General features: G+C 64.5%; 23 protein-coding genes. All 23 read left to right on the forward strand.

All coding sequences use genetic code 11. From position 1 onward, the window contains the following. The coding region (locus NF876_RS11365) for an NADH-quinone oxidoreductase subunit H (protein ID WP_262268994.1) at window positions 1-164 on the forward strand (164 nt) is incomplete at its 5' end. An 11-nt stretch (window positions 165-175) separates the two neighbouring features. Beyond that, window positions 176-664 (forward strand): NADH-quinone oxidoreductase subunit NuoI, encoded by a 489-nt coding sequence (gene nuoI / locus NF876_RS11370; RefSeq protein ID WP_210811803.1) that lies wholly within the window; start codon window positions 176-178, stop codon window positions 662-664. A 138-nt stretch (window positions 665-802) separates the two neighbouring features. Continuing rightward, complete coding sequence (locus NF876_RS11375) at window positions 803-1,417, forward strand: NADH-quinone oxidoreductase subunit J (protein ID WP_262268910.1); 615 nt, start codon at window positions 803-805, stop codon at window positions 1,415-1,417. A gap of 11 nt (window positions 1,418-1,428) precedes the next feature. Continuing rightward, the gene (gene nuoK, locus NF876_RS11380; RefSeq protein WP_173950489.1) at window positions 1,429-1,737 is read left to right on the forward strand and encodes an NADH-quinone oxidoreductase subunit NuoK; all 309 of its coding nucleotides are present in this window, start codon (window positions 1,429-1,431) and stop codon (window positions 1,735-1,737) included. Window positions 1,738-1,761: 24 nt separating this feature from the next. Beyond that, complete coding sequence (nuoL, locus tag NF876_RS11385; protein ID WP_262268911.1) at window positions 1,762-3,825, forward strand: NADH-quinone oxidoreductase subunit L; 2,064 nt, start codon at window positions 1,762-1,764, stop codon at window positions 3,823-3,825. Next, window positions 3,825-5,336 (forward strand): NADH-quinone oxidoreductase subunit M, encoded by a 1,512-nt coding sequence (locus NF876_RS11390; RefSeq protein ID WP_262268912.1) that lies wholly within the window; start codon window positions 3,825-3,827, stop codon window positions 5,334-5,336. Before nuoL ends, NF876_RS11390 begins: the two co-directional genes overlap by 1 nt. Before the next feature lie 7 nt (window positions 5,337-5,343). Next, the gene (nuoN, locus tag NF876_RS11395; RefSeq protein WP_262268913.1) at window positions 5,344-6,783 is read left to right on the forward strand and encodes an NADH-quinone oxidoreductase subunit NuoN; all 1,440 of its coding nucleotides are present in this window, start codon (window positions 5,344-5,346) and stop codon (window positions 6,781-6,783) included. A gap of 2 nt (window positions 6,784-6,785) precedes the next feature. Then, window positions 6,786-7,616: a biotin--[acetyl-CoA-carboxylase] ligase gene (locus NF876_RS11400; protein WP_262268914.1), complete on the forward strand. Its 831-nt coding sequence runs from the start codon at window positions 6,786-6,788 to the stop codon at window positions 7,614-7,616. Next, complete coding sequence (locus NF876_RS11405) at window positions 7,616-9,289, forward strand: ribonuclease J (protein WP_262268915.1); 1,674 nt, start codon at window positions 7,616-7,618, stop codon at window positions 9,287-9,289. Before NF876_RS11400 ends, NF876_RS11405 begins: the two co-directional genes overlap by 1 nt. A 20-nt stretch (window positions 9,290-9,309) precedes the next feature. Beyond that, window positions 9,310-9,714 (forward strand): methylmalonyl-CoA epimerase, encoded by a 405-nt coding sequence (mce, locus tag NF876_RS11410; RefSeq protein WP_262268916.1) that lies wholly within the window; start codon window positions 9,310-9,312, stop codon window positions 9,712-9,714. Window positions 9,715-9,724: 10 nt separating this feature from the next. Beyond that, the gene (locus NF876_RS11415) at window positions 9,725-10,060 is read left to right on the forward strand and encodes a DUF1467 family protein (protein ID WP_262268917.1); all 336 of its coding nucleotides are present in this window, start codon (window positions 9,725-9,727) and stop codon (window positions 10,058-10,060) included. A gap of 717 nt (window positions 10,061-10,777) precedes the next feature. Further along, entirely contained in the window at window positions 10,778-12,106 is a 1,329-nt protein-coding gene (gene proS / locus NF876_RS11420; RefSeq protein ID WP_262268918.1) for a proline--tRNA ligase, read from the forward strand. A 6-nt stretch (window positions 12,107-12,112) separates the two neighbouring features. Next, window positions 12,113-13,402: a lipoprotein-releasing ABC transporter permease subunit gene (locus NF876_RS11425; RefSeq protein ID WP_262268919.1), complete on the forward strand. Its 1,290-nt coding sequence runs from the start codon at window positions 12,113-12,115 to the stop codon at window positions 13,400-13,402. Between the two features lie 2 nt (window positions 13,403-13,404). Then, window positions 13,405-14,100, forward strand: coding sequence for an ABC transporter ATP-binding protein (locus NF876_RS11430; protein ID WP_262268920.1), 696 nt, complete (start codon window positions 13,405-13,407; stop codon window positions 14,098-14,100). 76 nt (window positions 14,101-14,176) lie between these two features. After that, entirely contained in the window at window positions 14,177-14,305 is a 129-nt protein-coding gene (locus NF876_RS11435) for a hypothetical protein (RefSeq protein WP_262268921.1), read from the forward strand. Between the two features lie 319 nt (window positions 14,306-14,624). Continuing rightward, on the forward strand, window positions 14,625-18,098 hold the full coding sequence (gene dnaE / locus NF876_RS11440) for a DNA polymerase III subunit alpha (RefSeq protein ID WP_262268922.1): 3,474 nt from the start codon (window positions 14,625-14,627) through the stop codon (window positions 18,096-18,098). 426 nt (window positions 18,099-18,524) lie between these two features. After that, window positions 18,525-19,547 (forward strand): 30S ribosomal protein S2, encoded by a 1,023-nt coding sequence (locus NF876_RS11445; protein WP_262268923.1) that lies wholly within the window; start codon window positions 18,525-18,527, stop codon window positions 19,545-19,547. A gap of 105 nt (window positions 19,548-19,652) precedes the next feature. Beyond that, a complete protein-coding gene (gene tsf / locus NF876_RS11450) occupies window positions 19,653-20,582 on the forward strand; it encodes a translation elongation factor Ts (RefSeq protein WP_262268924.1) in 930 nt (309 codons plus the stop codon). 71 nt (window positions 20,583-20,653) lie between these two features. After that, a complete protein-coding gene (gene pyrH, locus NF876_RS11455) occupies window positions 20,654-21,367 on the forward strand; it encodes a UMP kinase (RefSeq protein ID WP_373371321.1) in 714 nt (237 codons plus the stop codon). A gap of 71 nt (window positions 21,368-21,438) precedes the next feature. Next, window positions 21,439-21,999: a ribosome recycling factor gene (gene frr / locus NF876_RS11460; protein ID WP_262268925.1), complete on the forward strand. Its 561-nt coding sequence runs from the start codon at window positions 21,439-21,441 to the stop codon at window positions 21,997-21,999. A gap of 27 nt (window positions 22,000-22,026) precedes the next feature. Next, entirely contained in the window at window positions 22,027-22,794 is a 768-nt protein-coding gene (locus NF876_RS11465) for an isoprenyl transferase (protein WP_262268926.1), read from the forward strand. Window positions 22,795-22,796: 2 nt separating this feature from the next. After that, window positions 22,797-23,654, forward strand: a complete 858-nt coding sequence (locus NF876_RS11470; protein WP_262268927.1) for a phosphatidate cytidylyltransferase — start codon at window positions 22,797-22,799, stop codon at window positions 23,652-23,654. Between the two features lie 6 nt (window positions 23,655-23,660). Then, window positions 23,661-24,842 carry a 1-deoxy-D-xylulose-5-phosphate reductoisomerase gene (gene dxr / locus NF876_RS11475; RefSeq protein WP_262268928.1) on the forward strand — a complete coding sequence of 394 codons (1,182 nt, stop codon included), beginning with the start codon at window positions 23,661-23,663 and terminating at the stop codon, window positions 24,840-24,842. Window positions 24,843-24,860: the final 18 nt, after the last annotated feature.

The following is a 24,860-nucleotide window of genomic DNA, read 5'->3' on the forward strand; positions in this document are numbered from 1 at the left end:
TCCTCTTCCTGCTCATCGCCATGGTGAAAGCCCTGGTCCCACGCTACCGCTACGATCAGCTCATGCGCCTCGGCTGGAAGGTCTTCCTTCCGCTCTCCCTGGCCATGGTCGTCATCGTGGCGGCCGTCCTGATGGCCACCGGCAACGCGCCGGGCGTCCGCTAAAGGAGATCGGCATGCATCTCGACCGCATCGCCCAGTCCCTCCTGCTGAAGGAGTTCATCTCAGGCTTCATCCTGACGGTGAAGTACTTCTTCAAGCCGAAGGCGACCCTCAACTATCCGTTCGAAATGGGCCATCGCGGACCTCGCTTCCGCGGCGAGCACGCCCTGCGCCGCTACCCCAACGGGGAAGAGCGCTGCATCGCGTGCAAGCTCTGCGAAGCCATCTGCCCGGCCCAGGCCATCACCATCGAGGCAGGCCCGCGGCGCAACGACGGCACCCGCCGGACGACGCGTTACGACATCGACATGGTGAAGTGCATCTATTGCGGCATGTGCCAGGAGGCCTGCCCGGTGGACGCCATCGTCGAGGGCCCGAATTTCGAGTTCTCGGTAGAGACCCGCGAGGAGCTCTACTACGACAAGGCCAAGCTTCTCGAGAACGGGGAGCGCTGGGAGCGTGAGATCGCGCGCAACATCGCGAAGACCGCACCCTACCGGTAGGAACGCCTTCCGCCCGGCAAGGGCAGGGGGCAAGCAGGTCCGGCGGGTTGTGCCCGTCGGATTCGGATTTTATAGACAGGCCGCCGGATTCTCCGGCGCCACGTCGGAAGGGGCCGCCTCGGGCGGCTTAAGCTGAGCATGACGGTTACTGCCGCCTTCTTCTATCTGTTCGCGACGATCACGATCGCCTCCGGCTTCATGGTGATTGCCTCCCGCAATCCCGTGCAGTCGGTGCTCTTCCTCATCCTGGCCTTCGTCAACGCGGCGGGCCTGTTCCTGATGATGGGGGCGGAGTTCCTGGCGATGATCCTGGTCATCGTCTATGTGGGGGCGGTCGCGGTGCTCTTCCTCTTCGTGGTCATGATGCTCGACGTGGACTTCGCGGCGCTTCGCCAGGGCTTCCTGCAATATCTGCCGATCGGCGGCGTGATCGGGGTGATCTTCCTCCTCGAGCTGATCCTCGTCGTCGGAGCCTATGCGGTCGATCCGGGCCTCGTCCGCTCGCCGGCCGTTCCGATCCCGGCGCCCGACGTCATGACCAACACCGAGGCGCTCGGCCAGGTTCTCTACACCCGCTACTTCTACTTCTTCCAGGCGGCCGGCCTGATCCTGCTGGTCGCCATGATCGGTGCCATCGTGCTGACCCTGCGCGAGCGGGTCGGCGTGCGGCGCCAGGATATTTCCAAGCAGAACGCCAGGACGCAGGAGACTGCCGTGGAGGTCCGGAAGGTTCCCTTCCGGCAGGGCATCTAAGGAGGCACGCAATGGTTATCGGACTGGGCCATTACCTTACCGTCGCGGCCGTGCTCTTCACGCTCGGGGTGTTCGGGATCTTCATCAACCGGAAGAACGTGATTGTCATCCTGATGTCGGTCGAGCTGATCCTGCTCGCCGTGAACATCAACATGGTCGCCTTCTCGACCCACCTGAACGACATCGTCGGCCAGATCTTCGCCATGCTGATCCTCACCGTCGCGGCAGCGGAGGCGGCCATCGGCCTTGCCATTCTCGTGGTCTTCTTCCGCAACCGCGGGTCGATCGCAGTCGAAGACGTCAACAGGTTGAGGGGCTAAGCCCGAACGGCGAAGTAAACGACAATGTATCACGCAATCGTCTTCCTGCCGCTCGTCGGCTTCCTCATCGCAGGCATCTTCGGGCGCGTCCTCGGAGCCCGTCCCAGCGAGCTCATCACCACGGCGCTGCTCTTCATCGCGGCGGTCCTGTCCTGGATTTCCTTCATTCACGTCGGCTTCGGCGAGGGCGCCACCCGCGTCCAGGTGGCCCAGTGGATGTCGGTGGGCGACCTTCAGGTCGATTGGGCGTTCCGGATCGACACGCTGACGGCCATGATGCTGGTCGTCGTGAACACGGTGTCGGCGCTGGTTCATCTCTATTCCATCGGCTACATGCACGAGGATCCGCACCGTCCGCGCTTCTTCGCCTATCTCTCGCTCTTCACCTTCGCCATGCTCATGCTGGTGACGGCGGACAACCTCATCCAGATGTTCTTCGGCTGGGAGGGGGTCGGTCTCGCGAGCTATCTCCTCATCGGCTTCTGGTACCAGAAGGACTCGGCCAACGCGGCCGCCATGAAGGCCTTCATCGTCAACCGCGTCGGCGACTTCGGCTTCCTGCTGGGCATCTTCACGATCTTCGTCCTGTTCAACGGCGTGACCTTCGACGGCATTTTCCCGCGCGTCGCCGAGTTCGCGAACGCGCGCTTCACCTTCCTGGGGATCGAATGGCACGCGCTGACGATCGCCTGCCTGCTGCTGTTCATGGGCGCCATGGGCAAGTCGGCCCAGTTCCTGCTGCACACCTGGCTCCCGGACGCGATGGAGGGCCCGACCCCGGTCTCGGCTCTCATCCATGCCGCCACCATGGTGACGGCGGGCGTGTTCATGGTTGCCCGTCTGTCCCCGGTCTTCGAATATGCGCCGGCCGCTCTGACCGTCGTGACGGTGATCGGCGGCATCACGGCCTTCTTCGCCGCGACCATCGGCCTGGTTCAGAACGACATCAAGCGGGTGATCGCCTATTCGACCTGCTCGCAGCTCGGCTACATGTTCGTCGGCCTGGGCGTCGGAGCCTACAGCGCCGGCGTGTTCCACCTGTTCACGCACGCCTTCTTCAAGGCTCTGCTGTTCCTGGGTGCCGGCTCGGTCATCCACGCCATGCATCATGAGCAGGATATCCGCCACATGGGGGCCCTGCGGCGCTACATCCCCTTCACCACGGCCATGATGGCGGTCGGCACGCTGGCGCTGACGGGTTTCCCGTTCACGGCGGGCTATTACTCCAAGGACGCGATCATCGAGGCGGCCTATGCGGCTCATTCGTCGGCAGGCTCCTTCGCCTTCCTGGCCACGGTCGTCGCCGCGTTCATGACCTCGTTCTATTCCTGGCGCCTGTTCTTCCTCACCTTTGAGGGAACCGCCCGCTGGGGCCATGGACACCATGCCCCGAGCGCGCACGAGGGCGTGGAGCACGACGAGTCGGGCCACGACGTCGAGCCGGGCTCTCATGCCCAGCACGAGCACGGCCATGACGGTCACGCCCATGACGACCACGCCCACGGGCACCACGGCTCGCACATGCCCCACGAGAGCCCGCTCGTGATGCTCGTGCCGCTGCTCGTGCTCGCCATCGGGGCGGTTCTGGCCGGCGTCATCTTCCACGGTGCGTTCATCGGGGAGGGCTACGAGGAGTTCTGGAAGGGAGCGCTCTTCACGGGGCCGAACAACCATATCCTGGAGACGATGCACCATCTTCCGGGCTGGGTCCCGCTTCTGCCCACGATCATGATGATCCTCGGCTTCCTGGTCGCAGTGTACATGTACATCATCGACGCCAAGCAGCCGGCGAAGCTGGCGGCCGACCACCCGATCCTGTACCGGTTCCTGCTCAACAAGTGGTACTTCGACGAGCTCTACGACGCGATCTTCGTACGGCCCGCCATGGCGATCGGGCGCTTCCTCTGGCGCACCGGTGACCAGCGGATCATCGACGGCCTCGGGCCCGACGGCATCTCCGCCCGCGTTCTCGACGTGACGCGCGGCGTGGTGCGGGTGCAGACGGGCTACGTCTATCACTATGCCTTCGCGATGCTGATCGGCGTTGCGGCTCTCGTGACCTTCTATCTCTTCAGGGGAGCCCACTAATGCTCGGCTTCGGCATCCTCTCCGGCCTTCTCATCCTGCCTCTCGTCGGAGCGGCCTTCATCCTGACCCTGCGCGGCGACAGCGAGGCTGCCCGCTCGAATGCGCGCTGGGCGGCGCTTGCCACGACCATCGCGACCTTCCTGCTGTCCCTTGTGGCGTGGGCACGTTTCGATGTTGCTTCGGCCTCGTTCCAGCTCGTGGAAAGCCATTCCTGGCTGACCGAGACCATCCGGTTCAAGCTTGGCGTCGACGGCTTCTCGATGCCGCTCGTCCTGCTCACCACGTTCCTGATGCCGTTCTGCATCCTGGCCTCGTGGGAGTCGATCGAGAACCGGGTCAAGGAGTACTTCGTCGCCTTCCTTGTGCTCGAGACCACGATGATCGGCGTGTTCTGCGCCCTCGACCTCGTGCTCTTCTACCTGTTCTTCGAGGCGGGCCTGATCCCGATGTTCCTCATCATCGGCATCTGGGGCGGCAAGCGCCGCATCTATGCAAGCTTCAAGTTCTTCCTCTATACGCTGCTCGGGTCGGTCCTGATGCTCCTGGCCATCATGGCCATGTACTGGGCCGCCGGGACCACCGATATCCCGACGCTGCTGGCCTTCAAGTTCGCGCCGAACCTGCAGATCTGGCTCTGGCTGGCCTTCTTCGCGTCCTTCGCGGTGAAGATGCCCATGTGGCCGGTCCATACCTGGCTGCCGGACGCTCACGTGGAAGCCCCGACGGCCGGCTCCGTCATCCTGGCGGGCGTCCTGCTCAAGATGGGCGGCTACGGCTTCGTCCGAGTGTCCCTGCCCATGTTCCCGGATGCGTCGCTCTATTTCGCGCCGCTGGTCTATGCGCTGTCCGTCGTCGCGATCATCTACACCTCGCTGGTCGCCCTGATGCAGGAGGACATCAAGAAGCTGATCGCCTATTCGTCGGTGGCGCATATGGGCTTCGTGACCATGGGCCTGTTCAGCATGAACGAGCAGGGCATCCAGGGCGCCATGTTCACCATGATCTCGCACGGTCTGATCTCCGGCGCGCTGTTCCTGAGCGTCGGCGTGATCTACGACCGCATGCATACCCGCGAGATCAAGGCCTATGGCGGCCTCGTCAACCGCATGCCGCTCTACGCGGTGGTGTTCCTCATCCTGACCATGGCGAACGTGGCCCTGCCCGGGACCTCGGGCTTCATCGGCGAGTTCCTGACCCTGATGGGAGCCTTCCGGTCGAACACCTGGGTGGCGTTCTTTGCGGCGACCGGCGTGATCCTCTCGGCCGCCTATGCGCTCTGGCTCTACCGTCGCGTGGTCTACGGACCCCTCGAGAAGCCGGCCCTGCAGGGCATCACGGACCTGAACCGTCGCGAGATCATCACCTTCGCGCCCCTTATCCTGCTCATCATCTATTACGGCGTCCAGCCGGGCCCGATCCTTGATGCCTTCGCGGCACCGACGGATGCGCTCATGAACAGCGTCCAGGCTGCGCTCGCCACCGTGAAAACGGCCGCTGTTGCGGCACACTGAGGTCACGATGAACCCCGCCCTCGCCATTCCCGCTTTCGGTCCGCTGCTGCCAGAGATCCTGATGGCAGTCGGAGTTCTTGTCCTGGTCCTGTTCGGCGCGTTCCGCGGCGAGCGCCCCGGCTACGGCATGAGCATCATCGCGCTCGCGCTGCTCGCCGTGACCTTCGTGGCGGTCCTGATGCTCCCCTCGGAGCGGGTCGAGACCATGGCCGGCTCCTTCGTGGTGGACGGCTTCGCCAAGTTCATGAAAGCGCTGACGCTCCTTGCGTCGGCCGGGGGCATCATCCTGTCCCTGGACTACATGAGGCGCGAGGGCATTTACCGGTTCGAGTACCCGATCCTGATCGTGCTCTCGACCATCGGCATGATGATGGTCATCTCGGCGAATGATCTGATCGCGCTTTATCTCGGCCTCGAACTGCTCAGCCTGTCGTCCTATGTCATCGCGGCCTTCGACCGTGACAACGAACGTTCGACGGAAGCCGGTCTGAAGTATTTCGTGCTCGGGGCGCTTTCGTCGGGCATGCTGCTCTACGGCGCTTCCCTGGTCTATGGCTTCAGCGGCAGCGTGTCCTTCCCGGTCATCGCATCCGTCCTGCAGGGGAATGTCGGCATCGGCGCCGTCGTGGGCCTCGTCTTCGTGGCCGCCGGCATCGCCTTCAAGATCTCGGCCGTGCCGTTCCACATGTGGACGCCGGACGTGTACGAAGGGTCCCCGACCCCCGTGACGGCCTTCTTCGCGGCCGCCCCCAAGATGGCCGGCATGGCCATGGCCACCCGCGTGTTCATCGATGCCTTCCCGGGCATCCTGGTCCAGTGGCAGCAGATCATCGTCTTCATCTCGATCGCCTCGATGGCCCTCGGATCCTTCGCGGCCATCGGTCAGCGCAACCTCAAGCGCCTGATGGCCTATTCGTCCATCGGCAACGTGGGCTACGCGCTGATCGGCCTGGCTGCCGGCACGCCGGAGGGCATCCAGGGCGTTGTGGTCTACATGGCCATCTACCTCGCCATGACGCTCGGCACCTTCGCGGTGATCCTCGGCATGCGCCGCGGAAACGTGATGTTCGAGTCCATCGACGATCTTTCAGGTCTGGCCCGCACTCACCCCGCGCTCGCGTTCTGCCTGGCCATGATGATGTTCTCGCTGGCCGGCATCCCGCCGCTGGCGGGCTTCTTCGCCAAGTTCTACGTCTTCGCCGCGGCGATCCAGGCCAACCTCGTGACCCTGGCCGTGATCGGCGTCGTGACGAGCGTCATCGGCGCCTATTACTACCTGCGCATCGTCAAGGTCATGTATTTCGATGCACCGGTGGAGCGGTTCGAGCGCATGTCTCCGGGCGTGAGCTTCGTCCTCGTCGTCTCGAGCGCCGTGGTCCTGCTGTTCTGGCTGGTGCCTGCCCCGATCGTCAATGCAGCGGGCGCCGCCGCGCGCTCCTTGTTCTGACCGTGCGTCTGTCGCCCGAGACCGAGGCCGCCGGCTACCGGCTTCTGTCGCTCGAGGCGACGAACTCGACGAACGACGATGCTCTGCAGGCGGCCCGCGCGGGTGATCCGGGCCAGCTCTGGATCACGGCCCGCGAGCAGCTGGCCGGGAGAGGGCGGCACGGTCGTCAATGGTCGTCGCCCCCGGGCAACCTCTATGCCAGCCTGCTCCTGATCGATCCGTGCGATCTGCGTTCGGCACCCCAGCTCGGCTTCGTGGCCGGGCTGGCGCTCCACGAGGCCGTCGAGGCCGTCTCAAGGATCGGCGCACCGCGTCTGGCCCTGAAATGGCCGAATGACCTCCTGCTCGACGGTGCGAAGGTGTCGGGCCTTCTGCTGGAAGGCCACCGGTTGCAGCCGGACGGGCCTCTGGCCATCGTGATCGGGTTCGGCGTCAATGTCGCCTTCGCCCCGAGCGGAACGCCTTATCCGGCAGCAGCGCTGCAGCATGTTCGCCCGGGCCTGACCAGGGAGGAAGTGTTCACCACCCTGTCCTCCGCCTTCGCCCGGACCTTCTCGGCGTGGCGGTCCTCGTCCCGTGGCCATGGATCGGACCCGTTCGGCGCGATCCGGCGGCTCTGGATGGAGCGTGCGGCAGGGCTCGGCCGGCAGGTGACGCTTCGACTTCCTTCGGGCGAGAAAACAGGGGTCTTCGACGGGCTCGACTCGTCCGGGCGCCTTCAGCTGAAAAGCAATGCCGGAATGGAACTCATCGACGCGGGCGACCTTTATTTTCCCCATTCGCTGCACGATATAGCAAAGCCTGACGCTGGCTCGAAAAGGTCTGGAACTTAATGGCTTCCCACCAGGATGAATTGGTCTTTCTTCCCCTTGGAGGACTCGGCGAAATCGGCATGAACGCTGCCCTCTACGGCTTCGGCCCCGAGGACGATCGGCAGTGGATCCTGGTCGATTGCGGCATGGGTTTCGGCGGCGAGGAAAACCTGCCCGGGATCGATGTCGTCTATCCCGACCTGCGGTTCATCGAAGAGGAGCGGCACAATCTTCTCGGGATCTTCATCACCCATGCGCACGAGGACCACATCGGCGCTCTGGTGGAGATGTGGCCGCGCCTCCGTGCGCCGGTCTATGCAACGCGGTTCGCCATCGGCCTCCTGGAGACACGACGTCTGTCCGAAGCGGATGCGCCGAAGGTCGACCTGAACGAGATCGTCCCCGGGCAACGCCTGAAGCTTGGTGCCTTCGAGATCGAGTACGTGCCGGTCGCCCATTCGATTCCGGAATCGAACGCTCTTGCGATCCGCACGCCGCACGGTCTGGTGGTGCATACGGGCGACTGGAAGCTCGACAACACGCCCTACCTTGGCAGCCTGACCTCGGAAGACAGCTTTCGGGCCCTGGGCGATGAAGGGGTGTTGGCGCTCATCTGTGATTCCACCAATGTGGTCCGCGACGGCACGAGTCCGAGCGAGTCCGACGTCGCCCGGAATCTGGCCCAGTTGATCAAGGATGCCCCGCACCGGGTCGCGGTCACCACCTTCGCGTCCAATGTCGCCCGCATTCGCTCGGTGGCCGAGGCGGCCCGCGAGTGTGGCCGCGAGGTGGTCGTTGTCGGCCGTGCCATGGATCGGGTGGTCGAGGTCGCCAAGGAGTGCGGTTTCCTGGACGACCTGCCGGAGTTCCGCTCCACGGAAAACTTCGGCTACATGCCCCGTGACAAGATCGTGGCGATCCTGACCGGGTCGCAGGGCGAGCCCCGGGCGGCTCTCGCCCGGATCGCCCAAGACGAGCACCCGGACATCGCGCTGTCCGCAGGAGACCGGGTGATTTTCTCGTCGCGTGCGATCCCCGGGAACGAGAAGGCTGTCGGCTCGATCATCAACAATCTGATCGAGCAGGGCATCGAGGTGATCACCGACCGGACGGAACTGGTGCACGTGTCCGGACATCCGCGTCGCGGCGAGCTGGCGCAGATGTACCAGTGGACCCGTCCCCGCATCGCCATTCCGGCCCATGGCGAGCCCCTGCACCTGAGCGAGCACGCGAAGTTCGCGCGGGCTCAAGGCGTGAAGGAAGTCGTCCGGGCCAAGAACGGATCGCTGGTGCGCCTTTCGCCCGGCCCGGCCGAGATCGTGGACAATATCCCCGCTGGGCGACTCTACCGCGACGGCAACATCGTCATCGGAGCCGGCGAGCGGGCGCTGCCGGAGCGCCGCAAGCTTGCCTTCGCGGGAATCGTCACCGTGGCGATCGCCATCGACGACCGGGGCGAGCTCGTCGGCGATCCCGTGATCGACGCCATGGGCATCCCGGACAAGACCAGACAGGGGCGTGACCTGACCGACGTGATCGCGGACACCGTGGCCGACCTGCTCGACGGGCTCCCCAAAGCCAAGCGACGGGATCCGGAGGCGGTCGAGAATGCCGTCCACCGGGCCGTCCGCGCAGCCGTGAACCAGGAATGGGGCAAGAAGCCCGCCTGCCATGTGCTGGTCATCGAGGCCTAGGAGCTGACAGGGGAGCGCCTATGATCGGACGCCTCAATCACGTTGCCATAGCGGTGCCCGACCTCGCGGCCGCTTCGGACCTGTACCGGAAGACTCTCGGGGCCGACGTCTCGGCACCGGAGGCCCTGGACGAGCACGGCGTCACGGTGGTTTTCATCACGCTGCCCAACACCAAGATCGAGCTTCTGGAACCCCTGGGACAGGGATCGCCCATCGCCCGTTTCCTCGAGAAGAACCCGGACGGCGGGGTGCATCACGTCTGCTACGAAGTCGATGACATCATCGCGGCCCGCGACCGGCTTCTGGATTCCGGCGCCAGGCTGCTCGGCTCCGGAGAGCCGAAGATCGGAGCCCACGGGAAGCCGGTTCTCTTCCTGCATCCCAAGGACTTCAACGGCACGCTCATCGAGCTCGAGCAGGCGTGAGGACAAGCTGTTGATAAATCTCGTAAAAGCCCTTTCGGGATCGCTCTGGTCCACGATCGCGGTCGTCGTGGTCGTGTCCGGTCTCGCCGTCACGGCGGCGGTCCAAGCCTTCGGGCTGCGCGTCAGCGGAGGCTTGGCGCTCTACTTCGTGATCTGGTGGATCCTGCTCTTCGCGGTCCTGCCGTTCGGTGTCCGCAGCCAGGTCGAAAGCGGGGACGTGGTCCAGGGGAGCGAGCCTGGAGCCCCGGCCCTTCCGGCGCTTCGGGAAAAGGCCATTTGGACGACCCTTGTCGCGTCCGTCGTGCTGGTCGTGGTTGCGGCGGTTTTTCCTTTGGCCGGTCTCTAGAGCATCGGGCGCAGAAGTGGGAACCGGTTGTGCGCGAAAAGATGCTCCCAAACAAAAGCTTGAAGCATCGGGCGCAGAAGGAGCCGTCTCTCCCCTCCACGTCATCACCGGGCTTGTCCCGGTGATTTCGATACGGTGAAGCGCTGAGCCCGAAGCAATCGGGATGGCCGGCACAAGGCCGGCCATGACGCGCGGAGGGTGTCATCACCGGGCTTGTCCCGGTGATCCCGATTGTGTGAGGCTCCGGGTCGAACGATGCGCCAGCCAAGAGCGGAGCATCGGATCCGATCCCAAACATGGGTCCACGTTCGGGTCCGATGATCTAGAACCAAGAAGAGAAGGAGCCGAAAAAAGAAAAGCAAGGCTTTCGCCTTGCCTGAACTGCCTTTTGGCAATTTTTGATCCCTGGCTTTCTCAGACCAGCGCCTCAGGGCACTTGGGGATCTTGTTCCTCCCGAAACTCGGACCGTAGCCTTTGACCTTGGAAGGCCTCAGACGTTAGCGGTTCGTTTATAGTCACCTTGCCCGACCGTGTCACCTTTTATGGGCACCTCCTGATGCATTTTTCGGCATTTCTTGTATTGATCTTTGGTCTAATCCATCTCGCCGCAGGCCCGATGGGGCGATGACAGCTTGTCTTTTCCCCGAGGCCTGTGTTGTGTGCTGGAAGCGAGTCGCTACCATTCTCCTGTTCTGACCGAGATCCAAAGGCGTCCCATGCGTTTGAGCCGCTACTTCCTCCCCATCCTCCGCGAGACGCCGAAGGAGGCGGAGATCGTCTCCCACCGTTTGATGCTGCGCGCCGGAATGATCCGGCAGGAGGCGGCCGGAATCTATGCCTGGCTCCCCCTCGGCTTGAAGGTCCTGAACAAGGTCAACGCGATCGTCCGCGAGGAGCAGAACCGCTCCGGCGCCCTCGAGCTTCTCATGCCGACGATCCAGTCGGCGGATCTCTGGCGGGAATCCGGCCGCTATGACGCCTACGGCAAGGAGATGCTGCGCATCCGGGACCGTCATGAGCGCGACATGCTGTTCGGCCCGACCAACGAGGAGATGGTCACCGAGATCTTCCGCGGCTATGTGCGCTCCTACAAGGATCTGCCGTTGAACCTCTACCATATCCAGTGGAAGTTCCGGGACGAGGTGCGGCCGCGCTTCGGCGTCATGCGCTCGCGCGAGTTCCTGATGAAGGACGCCTATTCCTTCGATCTGGATCAGGCCGGCGCCGTGCATTCCTACAACAAGATGTTCGTGGCCTATCTTCGGACGTTCGCCCGCATGGGCCTGAAGGCGATCCCGATGCGCGCCGACACGGGTCCCATCGGGGGCAATCTCAGCCACGAGTTCATCATCCTGGCCTCGACCGGCGAGAGCGAGGTGTTCTGCCACGCGGATTACCTGAACTTCGACATTCCGCCCGCCGAGACGGACTTCGACGATGTTCCGGGCCTCCAGAGCACCGTGGACAGGTGGACGTCGCTCTACGCAGCCACCTCCGAGATGCACGAGGCCTCGGCCTTCGAGGCGGTTCCGGACGACAAGAAGATGTCCGCCCGCGGCATCGAGGTCGGCCACATCTTCTACTTCGGCACCAAGTATTCGGAGCCCATGGGCGCGAAGGTGATGGGGCCCGACGGGCAGGAGAGGCCGGTCCATATGGGCTCCTACGGCATCGGGCCGAGCCGGCTGATCGCCGCCATCATCGAGGCGAGCCACGACGAGAGCGGGATCATCTGGCCGGAAGCCGTCGCTCCCTTCGACGTGGCGATCCTGAACCTGAAGGCCGGCGACGCCGCGACGGACGCCGCTTCCGAGCGCCTCTATCGCGAGCTGGAAGCGGCAGGACGGGACGTTCTCTACGACGATCGGGACGAGCGTCCTGGTGGAAAATTCGCCACGGCCGATCTCATCGGGGTTCCGTGGCAGGTTCTGATCGGACCCAAAGGTCTCGCCGAGGGCAAGGTGGAATTGAAGCATCGGGCAACGGGACAGCGCGAGCATCTTGCGCTCGAGGACGTGATCGCTCGCCTCACGGTTCGTCAATAAGCCGACATGGCCAAGGACAGAAAAGCCGGCACGGGACCGGCCGGGACCAAACCCTTCTCGCTCTTCGAGTGGATGCTCGCTGGGCGTTACCTGCGCACGCGGCGGCGCGAGGGTTTCGTGTCGGTCATTGCCGGCTTCTCCTTCCTGGGTATCATGCTCGGTGTCGCGACACTGATCGTGGTGCTCTCGGTCATGAACGGATTCCGCAAGGAGCTGCTCGACAAGATCGTCGGCATCAACGGCCATATCTTCGTGGCGCCGCTGGAGAGCCCGCTCACCGACTACCCGGAGGTCGCGGCGCGGATCGCCGCGGTGCCGGGCGTCAAGCGCGCCATTCCTCTCGTCGAGGGGCAGGCCTTCGGCTCCTCGCAGTACAACGGCAGCGGCGTTCTCGTGCGGGGCATCCGGGCTGACGATCTGCGCAAGATCGACCATATCGCGGGCAATCTGCGCCAGGGAACGCTCGAGAATTTCGAGGAAGGCGAGGGGGTGGCGATCGGCCGCCGTCTTGCCGATGCGCTGTCGCTCCAGGCCGGCGACACCTTCACGCTCATCACGCCGCGCGGAGCATCGACACCGTTCGGCACCGCGCCCAGGGTGAAAGGCTATCCGGTCAAGGCGATCTTCGAGATCGGCATGTCGGAGTTCGACTCGACCTTCGTGTTCATGCCGCTGACCGAGGCTCAGAACTACTTCAACCGCAACAACGACGTGCAGCTCATCGAGGTCTATCTCGACAATGCCGATCGGGTGGATGCGGCTCGCGCGGCGATCGACGAGGCGGCGGGCCGGCCGATCCTGATGACCGATTGGCGTCAGCGTAATCGAACATTCTTCGGCGCGCTGGAGGTCGAGCGGAACGTGATGTTCCTGATCCTGACACTGATCGTGCTCGTGGCGGCGCTCAACATCATCTCCGGGCTGATCATGCTCGTGAAGGACAAGTCGGAGGACATCGCGATCCTGCGCACCATGGGAGCGACCCGAGGGGCGGTCATGCGGGTGTTCCTGATCACGGGCGCTTCGATCGGCATCGTCGGGACGATTGCAGGCTTCGGCCTCGGCCTGCTGCTTGCGCTCAATGTCGAAACCATTCGGGACGTCATCTCGCGGTTGACGAACACCAATCTGTTCCCGGCGGAACTCTACTTCCTGAGCCGGCTGCCCGCCGAGGTGAACCCGACCGAAGTGGCGACCATCCTGATCATGGCGATGGTTCTGTCGCTTCTGGCGACCCTCTATCCCTCCTGGCGGGCCGCGAAGCTCGATCCGGTCGAAGCGTTGCGTTACGGTTGAGTATGTCGGCAGCCCAGTCCCAACCCGCCCTCTATCTCTCCAAGGTCGAGCGCCGCTACCCGCAGGGAGACAGCTTCCTCGAGGTGCTGCGCGGTGCCGATCTCGCGATTTGGCCGGGCGAGATCGTGGCCCTCATCGCTCCCTCGGGGACGGGCAAGTCGACCCTTCTTCACCTGGCGGGCCTTCTTGAGAAACCCGATGGCGGACAGGTTTTCGTAGGCTCGAAGCCGACGTCCTCCATGAACGATCAGGAGCGCACGCGCGTCCGGCGGGAGGAGCTCGGCTTCGTCTACCAGTTCCACCATCTCCTGCCGGAATTCTCGGCCCTCGAGAACGTGGTGATTCCGCAGCTCATTCGGGGCCTGTCGCGGACGGAAGCCCAGGATCGGGGGACCCAGCTCTTGACCTTCCTGGGTCTCGGCAAGCGTCTCGATCACCGTCCCGGGGAGCTGTCCGGTGGTGAGCAGCAGCGCGTCGCCATCGCGCGCGCCGTGGCCAACGCCCCCCGGCTGCTGCTCGCCGACGAGCCGACCGGCAACCTCGATCCCAACACGGCCGACCGGGTGTTCCAGACGCTGGTGGCCATCGTCCGGGCCTCCAAGCTCGCGGCCCTGATCGCCACCCACAACATGGATCTCGCGGCCCGCATGGACCGCCGCGTGACGATCCGCGACGGCCTGATCGTCCAGCTGCCCTAAGAGATCCGCAAACCTGAAAGCGACGGTGCTCGAGCATCGGACGGAAAAAGTGGACCCGCTTTCGGGATCCATTCCGATGCTGCACTCCTTGATGAGCGCATCGTTCGAGCCGACCCGAAGGGCCGCGCCGCCGAATGCCGGACCCGCTTATCCGCACGATGCGCTGGCGAGCCCGGTGGCGAAGACGCCGGCCGGTGCCTTTTAACGCTTTGTTGACTCCGTCCCGCGCCTCGGTTCCGCACAGGCTTTACACAGAACATCCGATGAACAAATATGAACATACTGGGAACACGGAGATCAAACCATGCTTCGCTTCATCCTCGAGACCACCGCCGAAATCGCTTCTCTCGCCATGTTCGGGTCTGCCGTGGCAATCTGGGCTCTGGTCCTTTCTCCCATCGCTTGATACCGGGATCCACAAGAACCCACCGGGATTCACAGGAACATAGTCCTTGCGCCCGGTGATCGGACTCCGTTAACATAGAATCGTGCAACTATGCGTGCCATTCGATGAGTAGAGTTTTATGGCGCGCATTCTTCACGATATCGGCTTCGTCCATCTGCATGTCCATTCCTCGTACTCCCTGCTCGAGGGGGCGCTGAAGGTCGCGCAGCTCGCAAAGCTCGCCGCCGCCGACAAGCAGCCGGCGCTCGCACTCACCGACACCAACAACCTCTTCGGAGCCCTCGAGTTTTCCGAGAAGCTCGCGGGCTCGGGCATCCAGCCGATCGCCGGCGTCCAGCTCTCCGTCTGCTTCGAGGAGCCGGATCCGGTCGCCCGCGTGGTGCCGCAGCCATCGAACATCGTGCTGCTCGCGCAGACGGAGGAGGGGTATCGCAACCTCATGCGCCTCGTGAGCCATGCCTATTTCGGCGTGCCGCTGGGTGAGAACCCGCGGGTGATGGCCCCCGCGCTCACGGCACACAGCGAGGGGCTGATCGCCCTGACGGGCGGATTCTCGGGCCCGCTCGATTGTGCGCTGCGCAACGGGGGGCGCCAGGACTTCGCGCAGGCCCGCCTCGACATGCTGAAAAGCGCCTTCGGTCATCAGCTCTACGTCGAGATCCAGCGCCATGGTCTCGAAGACGAGCGCGTGATCGAGAACGAGCTGCTGGCTTTGGCCGACCGGAACGGGCTGCCGATCGTCGCGGCCAACGAGCCCTTCTTCTCGTCGGCGAAGGACTACGAGGCGCACGATGCGCTGCTCGCCATCGCGGAGGGGCAGATCGTCTCGAACCCCAACCGGCGCCGCCTCTCTCCGGAACACCACTTCAAGACGCGCCAGCAGATGATGGAGCTGTTCGCGGATCTGCCCGATGCGCTCCAGGCGAGCGTCGAGATCGCCATGCGCTGCGCCACGCGGGTGCGGACCCGCAAGCCCATCCTGCCGAATTTCGGCACGGGCCCCGACGCGGTTTCCCTGGACGAAGGCGAGGAGCTGAAACGGCAGGCCGAGGAAGGGCTCGAGAAGCGCCTCGCGGCTCATGGACCCGCGCCGGGCCTGACCGAGCAGGATTACCGGGACCGGCTCGCCTACGAGATCGGCATCATCTGGAACATGAAGTTTCCGGGATACTTCCTGATCGTGTCCGACTTCATCAAATGGGCGAAGGACCACAACATTCCGGTCGGACCGGGACGTGGGTCGGGAGCAGGCTCCCTCGTGGCCTATGCGCTCACCATCACGGATCTCGATCCCCTGCGGTTCGCCCTGCTGTTCGAGCGCTTCCTCAACCCGGAACGCGTCTCGATGCCCGACTTCGACATCGACTTCTGCGTGGAGGGCCGAGAGCGCGTCATCGAATACGTGCAGCAGCGCTACGGCGAGGAGCAGGTCGCGCAGATCATCACCTTCGGTACGCTGCTCGCCCGCGGCGTGATGCGCGACGTCGGCCGCGTGCTTGAAATGCCCTACGGGCAGGTGGACAAGCTCACCAAGCTCGTGCCGCAGAACCCGGCCAATCCGGTCACCCTCGCGCAAGCCATCGAGGGCGAGCCGAAGCTTCAGGCGGCCATCGACGAGGAACCGGTCGTCAAGCGCATGCTCGACATCGCGCAGAAGCTCGAAGGCCTTCACCGGCACGCCTCGACCCACGCCGCCGGCGTGGTGATCGGCGACCGGCCATTGCAGGAGCTGGTGCCGCTCTATCGAGACCCGAAGACCGGCATGCGGGTGACCCAGTTCAACATGAAATGGGTCGAGCAGGCCGGCCTCGTGAAGTTCGACTTCCTCGGGCTCAAGACCCTCACGGTTCTGCGGACTGCGGTCGATCTCATTCGACGGAAGGGGATCGAGGTCGATCTCTCGGCCCTGCCGCTCGACGACCGCAAGACCTACGAGATGCTGCGGCGCGGCGAGACGGTCGGCGTGTTCCAGGTGGAATCGGCGGGCATGCGCAAGGCTTTGGTCGAGATGGAGACCGACCGCTTCGAGGACATCATCGCCCTCGTGGCGCTCTATCGCCCGGGCCCGATGGCGAACATCCCGGTCTACTGCGCGCGCAAGCTCGGCAAGGACGAGCACAACAAGAAGGACTGGTATCCCCACGACAAGCTGGAGCCCATCCTGCGCGAGACCTTCGGCATCATCGTCTACCAGGAGCAGGTGATGGAGGTGGCGAAAGTCCTCTCCGGCTACTCGCTCGGCGATGCCGATCTTCTGCGCCGCGCCATGGGCAAGAAGATCAAGGCGGAGATGGATGCGCAGCGCGAGCGCTTCGTGTCCGGGGCGAAGGAGGGCGGGCTCGACAAGGCGAAATCCAACGAGATCTTCGACCTGCTCGCCAAGTTCGCGGATTACGGGTTCAACAAGAGCCACGCGGCCGCCTATGCTCTCGTGGCGTTCCAGACGGCCTATCTCAAAGCCAATCATGCGGTCGAGTTCCTGGCCGCGTCGATGACGCTCGATCTCGACAACACCGACAAGCTGGCCGAATTCCGCCGCGAAGCGCAGCGCCTCGGGTTCAAGGTCATCCCGCCGTCGATCAACCGGTCGGGCGTCGTCTTCGACGTGACCTATGACGAAGACGGCAAGGGCCAGATTCTGTATGCCCTTGCGGCCGTCAAAGGGGTCGGTCGCCAGGCCATCGAGAGCGTCGTCGAGGCGCGCGGCGACAAGCCGTTCAAGGACCTTGCGGACTTCGCCCGACGCATCAATCCGCGCATGCTCAACAAGCGCACGCTCGAGAACCTGATCGCAGCCGGGGCCTTCGACGAGCTGGAGCCCGACCGGGCGAAGGCCTGCGCGTCGGTCGACGCCATGATGAGCCTCGCCCAGCAATCTCACGAGGCGGCCAACGGCGGCATGATGGACATGTTCGGCGGTGTCGCGTCGGCGGATGTGCAGCTGCGCATCGGACCCTATGATCCATGGCCCGCCGCCGAGAGGCTGCAGCGGGAATACGACGCCGTCGGTTTCTTCCTCTCCGGCCATCCCCTCGACGAGTACGGCGACCTTCTCAAGAAACTGCGTGTGCAGACCTGGGTCGAGTTCTGCCGCTCGGTCAAGGCGGGCAATTCCGTGGGTCGGGTCGCCGCCACCGTGCTCGACAGGCAGGAGCGCCGCACCAAGACGGGCAACAAGATGGGCATCCTCGTGCTGTCCGATCAGACCGGGCAGTTCGAAGCCATCATCTTCTCCGAAGGCCTGCAGCGTCTCCGGGATGTCCTCGAGCCGGGCTCCGCCGTGGTTCTGATGCTTCAGGCCGGGCTCGAGGGCGAAGAGGTGAGGGCGCGCATCGGCATGGCCGAGCCGCTGGACGAGGCGGTCGCCAAGCACCAGAAGAGCATGCGCATCTTCCTGCGCGACGAACGGCCGATTCCCAGCGTCTACGAGCGGCTCAAGGTCCGGGGCGAGGGCGAGGTTTCCCTCGTGCTCATCCTCGACGACGGCGACCGGGAGGTGGAGGTCAAGCTCCCCGGAAAATACATGGCCAGTCCCCAGATCGCGGGCGCGCTCCGGGCGGTGCCGGGCGTGGTGGACGTGCACATGAACTGACGCGGCCGGAACGGCCCTCACGGAGTGCGGGAGCGAGCCCCGCCTCAGCGACGGCCGGTCTTCGCAGCCGGGGGCTCGGCACCGGAATCATGGACGTCGCCGAGGCAGCGGCGGCCGGGCGGGGGGCTTCACCGGGAAGCTCGGCCATGCCGTCCTCGGACCCTCGAGAATCGGCCCGGAGAAACTCCCCGAGGCAACTCCCCGAGGCCATGCGAGAGTCCTTCCGGGAAAGCGATTCCGCAGCTGACGGGTCTTCCGAGAGCAGGCCACGTCGGCCTTCCCATCCTTTGGCTTGCATTTCCGAGCCTTTACCCCTATATGCGCGCCTATCCCACACGCGGAATCCACCTCATAAGCCCATGAGGTATCCCGGTGGCCGGTTCGACCGGTCCACTGTTCCGCGGAGGCTTAACCGGAGAACAAACTATGGCGCTTCCCGATTTCTCGATGCGCAGCCTGCTTGAGGCTGGCGCTCACTTTGGCCACCAGGCCCACCGTTGGAACCCGAAGATGGGTCAGTACATCTTCGGCACCCGCAACAACATCCACATCATCGACCTCGCCCAGACGGTTCCGATGCTGCACCGGGCCCTTCAGGCCGTCAGCGACACGGTCGCCAAGGGTGGCCGCGTGCTCTTCGTCGGCACCAAGCGTCAGGCTTCCGACGCGGTGGCCGATGCGGCCAAGCGTTCGGCCCAGTACTACGTCAACTCCCGCTGGCTCGGCGGCATGCTGACGAACTGGAAGACGATCTCCGGGTCGATCCAGCGCCTGCGCAAGGTCGACGAGATCCTCGCCGGCGGCGGCCAGGGCCTCACGAAGAAAGAGCGTCTCATGCTCGCCCGTGAGAAGGAGAAGCTCGAGCGTGCTCTCGGCGGCATCAAGGACATGGGCGGCACGCCCGACCTGATCTTCGTCATCGACACCAACAAGGAGCAGCTGGCGATCCAGGAGGCCAAGCGCCTCGGCATCCCGGTGGCCGCCATCGTCGACACGAACTGCGATCCGGACGGCATCACCTTCCCGGTTCCGGCCAATGACGACGCCGGCCGCGCGATCTCGCTCTACTGCGATCTGGTCGCCCGGGCCGCTCTCGACGGCATTTCCCGTGGCGCCGGCGCCATGGGCATCGACATCGGCGAGTCCGAGAACCCGATGGCCGAGGAGCTCCCGGCGAACGACACGGCCGTGGCCGCCTACGAGGGCGAGCAGTTCGAGCGTCTCGCGGCTCCCCGCGGCGCGCCCGACGATCTGACCAAGCTGAACGGCGTCGGCCCGCAGCTCGAGAAGAAGCTCAACGAGGCCGGTATCTTCCATTACTGGCAGCTGGCCGCCATGCAGCCGGGCGATGTCGCCCAGCTCGACAAGGACCTGAAGCTGAACGGCCGCCTGGAGCGTGACGGCTGGATCAACCAGGCCCGCTCGATGATCGAAGCCGCTGCCGCGTAAGCCTGACGGCGCCGCACCATGCAGCGCCGCTTGAACGATTGACCGAGCCCGGCGTTCCACGAGCGCCGGGCTCCCTCTATGCATGAACCTTTGAAAGGAATAGCCATGGCGAACATTACCGCTGCGATGGTGAAGGAGCTGCGCGAGACGACCAGCGCCGGCATGATGGACTGCAAGGCCGCGCTTGCCGAAACGAACGGCGACATGGAGGCCGCGATCGACTGGCTCCGCAAGAAGGGTCTCTCGAAGGCTGCCAAGAAGGCCGGTCGCGTCGCGGCCGAGGGCCTGGTGGCGGTCGAATCCGCCGGTCACACGGCGACGATCCTCGAGGTCAATTCCGAGACCGACTTCGTCGCCCGCAACGACCAGTTCCAGGCCTTCGTTCGCGAAGCCGCCAAGATCGGCCTGATGGGCAACGGCACCCTCGAGTCCCTCGAGGCCGCCCACTTCCCGGGCTCGCAGACGACGGTCAAGGATCGCCTGCAGGAGCTCATCGCCACCATCGGCGAGAACATGACCCTGCGCCGGATCGCCAAGCTCGAGGTCTCCAAGGGCGTGATCGCGTCCTATGTCCACAACGCGGTGACCGAAGGCCTCGGCAAGATCGGCGTGCTCGTGGCGCTCGAATCCGAAGGCGACGTGACCGTCCTCGGCACCCTCGGCCGCCAGATCGCCATGCACGTGGCCGCCACCAGCCCGGTGGCGCTGGACGCCTCCGGAGTCGATCAGGCGACGATCGAGCGTGAGAGCGCCATCCTGCGCGACAAGAACGCCGGCAAGCCGGACCACGTCATGCAGAAGATCATCGAGAGCGGCCTGAAGAGCTACTTCAAGGAGGTCACCCTCCTGGAGCAGCCTTTCGTTCACGATCCCTCGAAGACCGTGACCCAGGTCCTCAAGGAGGCCGAGTCGAAGGCCGGCAAGCCGGTGACCCTCAAGGCCTTCGTCCGCTATGCTCTCGGCGAGGGCATCGAGAAGGAAGAAGCCCCGGACTTCGCGGCTGAAGTAGCCGCCCAGGCCGGTCTCAAGGCCTAAGTCGAACCTGAGTAAAACGGCGGCTCTTCAGCCGCCGTTTTCATGAGAGGCTCGAAAAGAAAGGTCTGACGATGGCAACGTTCCGGCGCATCCTGGTTAAGCTTTCCGGTGAGGCCCTGATGGCTCCCGATGGCTACTGGCTGGATTCTCAGATCCTGTCATCCCTGGCGGAAGATCTGGCCCAGGCCACCCGCGCGGGCTTCGAGATCGCCGTCGTCATCGGCGGCGGCAACATCATTCGCGGCGCCCGCATGAGCGCAGCCGGATGGATCGACCGGCCCACGGCCGATTCCATGGGCATGCTCGGCACCGTCATGAACTCCCTTGCCGTCGAGACGGCCCTGAACGCGGCCGGCGTTCCGGCCAGGACCATGTCGGCCGTCTCCATGCCGACGATCTGCGAGACCTACGCCCGTCAGCCGGCGCTGCACCACCTCGACAAGGGGCAGGTGGTGGTTCTGGCTGGCGGTACGGGCAACCCGTTCTTCACCACCGACACCGCCGCCGTCCTGCGCGCCGCCGAGCTTCGCTGCGACGCGGTCCTGAAGGCCACCCAGGTCGATGGCGTCTACTCGGCGGATCCGAAAAAGGACCCCGGCGCGATCCGATTCGACCGGTTGACCCACGACGAGGCCATCGCCAAGGACCTGAAGGTCATGGACACGGCGGCCTTCGCCCTGGCGCGGGAGAGCCGGCTCTCGATCATCGTGGGCTCCGTGCACGCCCCGAGTTCCGTGACGGCGCTTCTCCAGGGGAAAGTGCCGTCCACGGTGGTCGCCCCTTGATCCAAGGGCCTTGATGCTGGACCCTGGGAAGCGTAAGCCCGTTTAAATAGTTCGCGTAAGGACAAATTCTGATGGCCACGACCTTTGATCTCGCCGATGTGAAGCGCCGCATGCAGGGCGCCATCAACGCTTTCAAGAACGACCTGGCTAGCCTGCGCACCGGGCGCGCCTCGCCGAACCTGCTCGACCCCATCCAGATCGACGCCTACGGGTCCCTGATGCCGATCAGCCAGGTTGCCACCGTCAACGTGCCTGAGCCGCGCCTGCTGAGCGTTCAGGTCTGGGATCGGGGCATGGTGGCGGCCGTCGAGAAGGCGATCCGGGAATCGGATCTCGGGCTCAATCCGCAGACGGAAGGGCAGGTGATCCGCCTGCGCATTCCCGAGATGAACGAGCAGCGCCGCAAGGAGATGGTGAAGGTGGCGCACAAATATGCCGAGGAGGCGCGGGTCGCCGTTCGACACGTCCGACGCGATGGCCTCGACCTGCTCAAGAAGCTTGAGAAGGACAGCGCGATCAGCGAGGATGACGGCAAGCGTCATGCGGATCAGGTTCAGAAGGCGACCGACCAGTTCGTGGCCGAGATCGACAGCCTTCTCGTCACCAAGGAAAAGGAAATCATGCACGTCTGACAGCCAGGCGCGCATTGGGACGGACATATGAGCGGCGAAGCCAAAAAGTCGGCCCCGAGCCTTGCGTGCAACGAAGCAGGCGAGGGGATGCCGACTCATGTTGCCATCATCATGGATGGAAACGGCCGTTGGGCCGCTCAGAGAGGGCTGCCTCGGTTCGAAGGGCATCGCAAGGGGATCGACGCGATCCGCCGTGCGGTCAGAACCGCGACGGATCTCGGTATCCGCTTCCTCACCGTCTACAGCTTCTCGGCGGAGAACTGGCGCCGGCCCGCCGATGAGGTCTCGTATCTCATGGGATTGCTCAAGCGCTTCGTACGCCACGACCTCGCCGAGTTGCACGCCAACAACATCCGCGTTCGCATCATCGGCGAGCGCGAAGGCTTGGCCTCCGACATCCGCATGCTCCTCGACGAAGCGGAGCAGCTCACCCGCTCGAACACCGGCCTGACCCTCGTCATCGCGTTCAATTACGGAGGCCGCCAGGAGATCGTGAGTGCCATCCGGGCTCTCGCGGTCAAGGTGAAGGCGGGAACACTCGACCCGTCCGAGATCGACATGAACACGGTCGGAGCGACCCTCGACACCCATGGCATTCCCGACCCGGATCTCGTCATCCGGACGTCGGGCGAGCAGCGGGTGTCGAACTTTCTCACCTGGCAGACCGCTTATTCCGAGTTCGTCTTCCTGCCCTGCTTCTGGCCGGACTTCGACGAGACGGCGTTTCAGAGCGCGATCGCCGAGTACTACAGGCGCGATCGCCGTTTCGGCGGTTTGAGCGCGCGGGCAGGCTGACGATGGTCGCAGACCAGGGCTCGTCCTTGCCGTCCCATCCAAAGCCGAGTTCATCCAAGGAACTGACGACGCGCATTCTGTCCGCCGTCGTCATGATTGCAGCCGCCCTGCTGACGGCCTATTGGGGCGGCTGGCCCTTCGCCCTGTTCTGGCTGGCAGCCGGGATCGCCATCATGGTGGAATGGACCCGGATGACGGGGGGCGAACCACGACCCCTGGTGCAGGGCGTCCTTGCGCTCGGGCTCGCCGTTCTGACCGCCCTTCTCCTCGCGGAGGCGAGCTTCGGCCTGTTCCTCCTGGCAGGGCTCGTCTTCCTTGTGACGGGCATCTTTGTGACCCGGGGCGGCCCCAGCCGGATCTGGTCGGGCTCGGGCTTTCTTTATGCATCCTTGATCGTTCTCGTTCCGCCGATCGTGCGCGACCATCCCGAACTTGGAGTTCTGGGCCTGCTGTGGATGTTCGCCGTCGTGTGGGCAACCGACATCGCGGCCTATTTCACGGGCCGAACCTTTGGGGGGCCGAAGCTCTGTCCGCCGATCAGCCCGAAGAAGACATGGTCCGGCTTCGTCGGAGGCGTCGTCGCGGCGGCCCTGTGCGGCGTGTTGGTCGCCTGGGCCGGCGGGGCCTACGGCCACAGCCTGCCCTTCGGCTTACCGGCAGTCGCCGTGCTGTCCGTCGTCGCATCGGTCGCAAGCCAGATCGGAGATCTCGGTGAATCGGCTCTGAAGCGCCATTGCAACGTGAAGGACTCGAGCCATCTCATCCCGGGACACGGCGGCGTCATGGATCGCCTGGACGGCTTTTGGGCCGTCTGCCTTATCGTTGGGGCCATTCTGCTGACGATTCACCTCACTGCATAGGCGCCCATGACCCGTTCCATCACGATTCTCGGCGCGACCGGCTCGATTGGCCGCTCGACGGCCGACGTCATCCTGGCTCATCGGGACGAGTTTCGTGTCGAAGCCGTCGTCGGGGGAAGCAATGCGGCCGCTTTGGCGAAAATCGCCAAAGACCTGGGGGCCAAATTCGCCGCCCTGGCCGACGAGGCGGCCGAAGGGGACTTGAGACAGGCTCTGACGGGAAGCGGAATCAGGGGCGGAGCCGGACGGGCGGCCGTTCTGGAGGCGGTCGATCGCGATGCCGACATCGTGCTGGCCGCCATCAGCGGAACGGCCGGCCTTGCTCCCACCCATGCCGCACTGAAACCGGGCCGGCGGATTGCCCTCGCCAACAAGGAAAGCCTCGTTTGCGCCGGCGGCGTCTTCATGGCCGACGCCCGCCGCCTCGGGGTCGAGGTCATGCCGGTGGATTCCGAGCACAACGCGCTGGATCATGCTCTTGCTTCGGGTTCGGAGCGGGATGTGGAGAAGGCCGTGATCACCGCATCCGGCGGACCCTTCCGCACCTGGACCAGGGAGCGGATCGCGGGAGCGGATGCACGGGAGGCGTCAGCCCATCCCGTCTGGTCCATGGGCTCGAAGATCAACATCGACTCCGCCACCTTGATGAACAAAGGGCTCGAGCTGATCGAGGCTCATCATCTGTTCGACCTCGAGGCGGGGCGGCTCGACGTGCTGGTGCACCCGGAAGCGATCGTGCACGGCCTCGTTCAGTGGAGCGACGGCGCCGTGACCGCAGGCCTCGCCTTGCCGGACATGAAGGTTCCGATCGCCAATGCGCTCCGGAATCAGAACCGCCTGAGGATGGATTTGCCTCGTCTCGATCTTGCCGCGATTGGTCGATTAAGCTTCGAGCCGCCTGACGAAGGGCGCTTTCCATGCCTATCTCTGGCGAAGGCGGCACTCAAGGCCGGTGGGGCCATGCCCACGATCCTGAACGCTGCCAACGAGATCGCGGTCGAAGCCTTTATCGCGAATGCGATCGGATTTTACGATATTTCCGAGATAGTTGAACGGGTTTGTTCAACGTTTTCCGGAAGAAATATCGCGGCGCCGTCGGCGGTGGCGGACGCATTGTGGATCGACCAGGAAGCCCGCCAGGCGGCACGGCAGCTTCTGCCGGTCCGGACCGGAACGGCGCGGCTCTGAAGAGCCCGAAGGGGACGA

The sequence above is a fragment of the Microvirga yunnanensis genome (assembly GCF_025460875.1).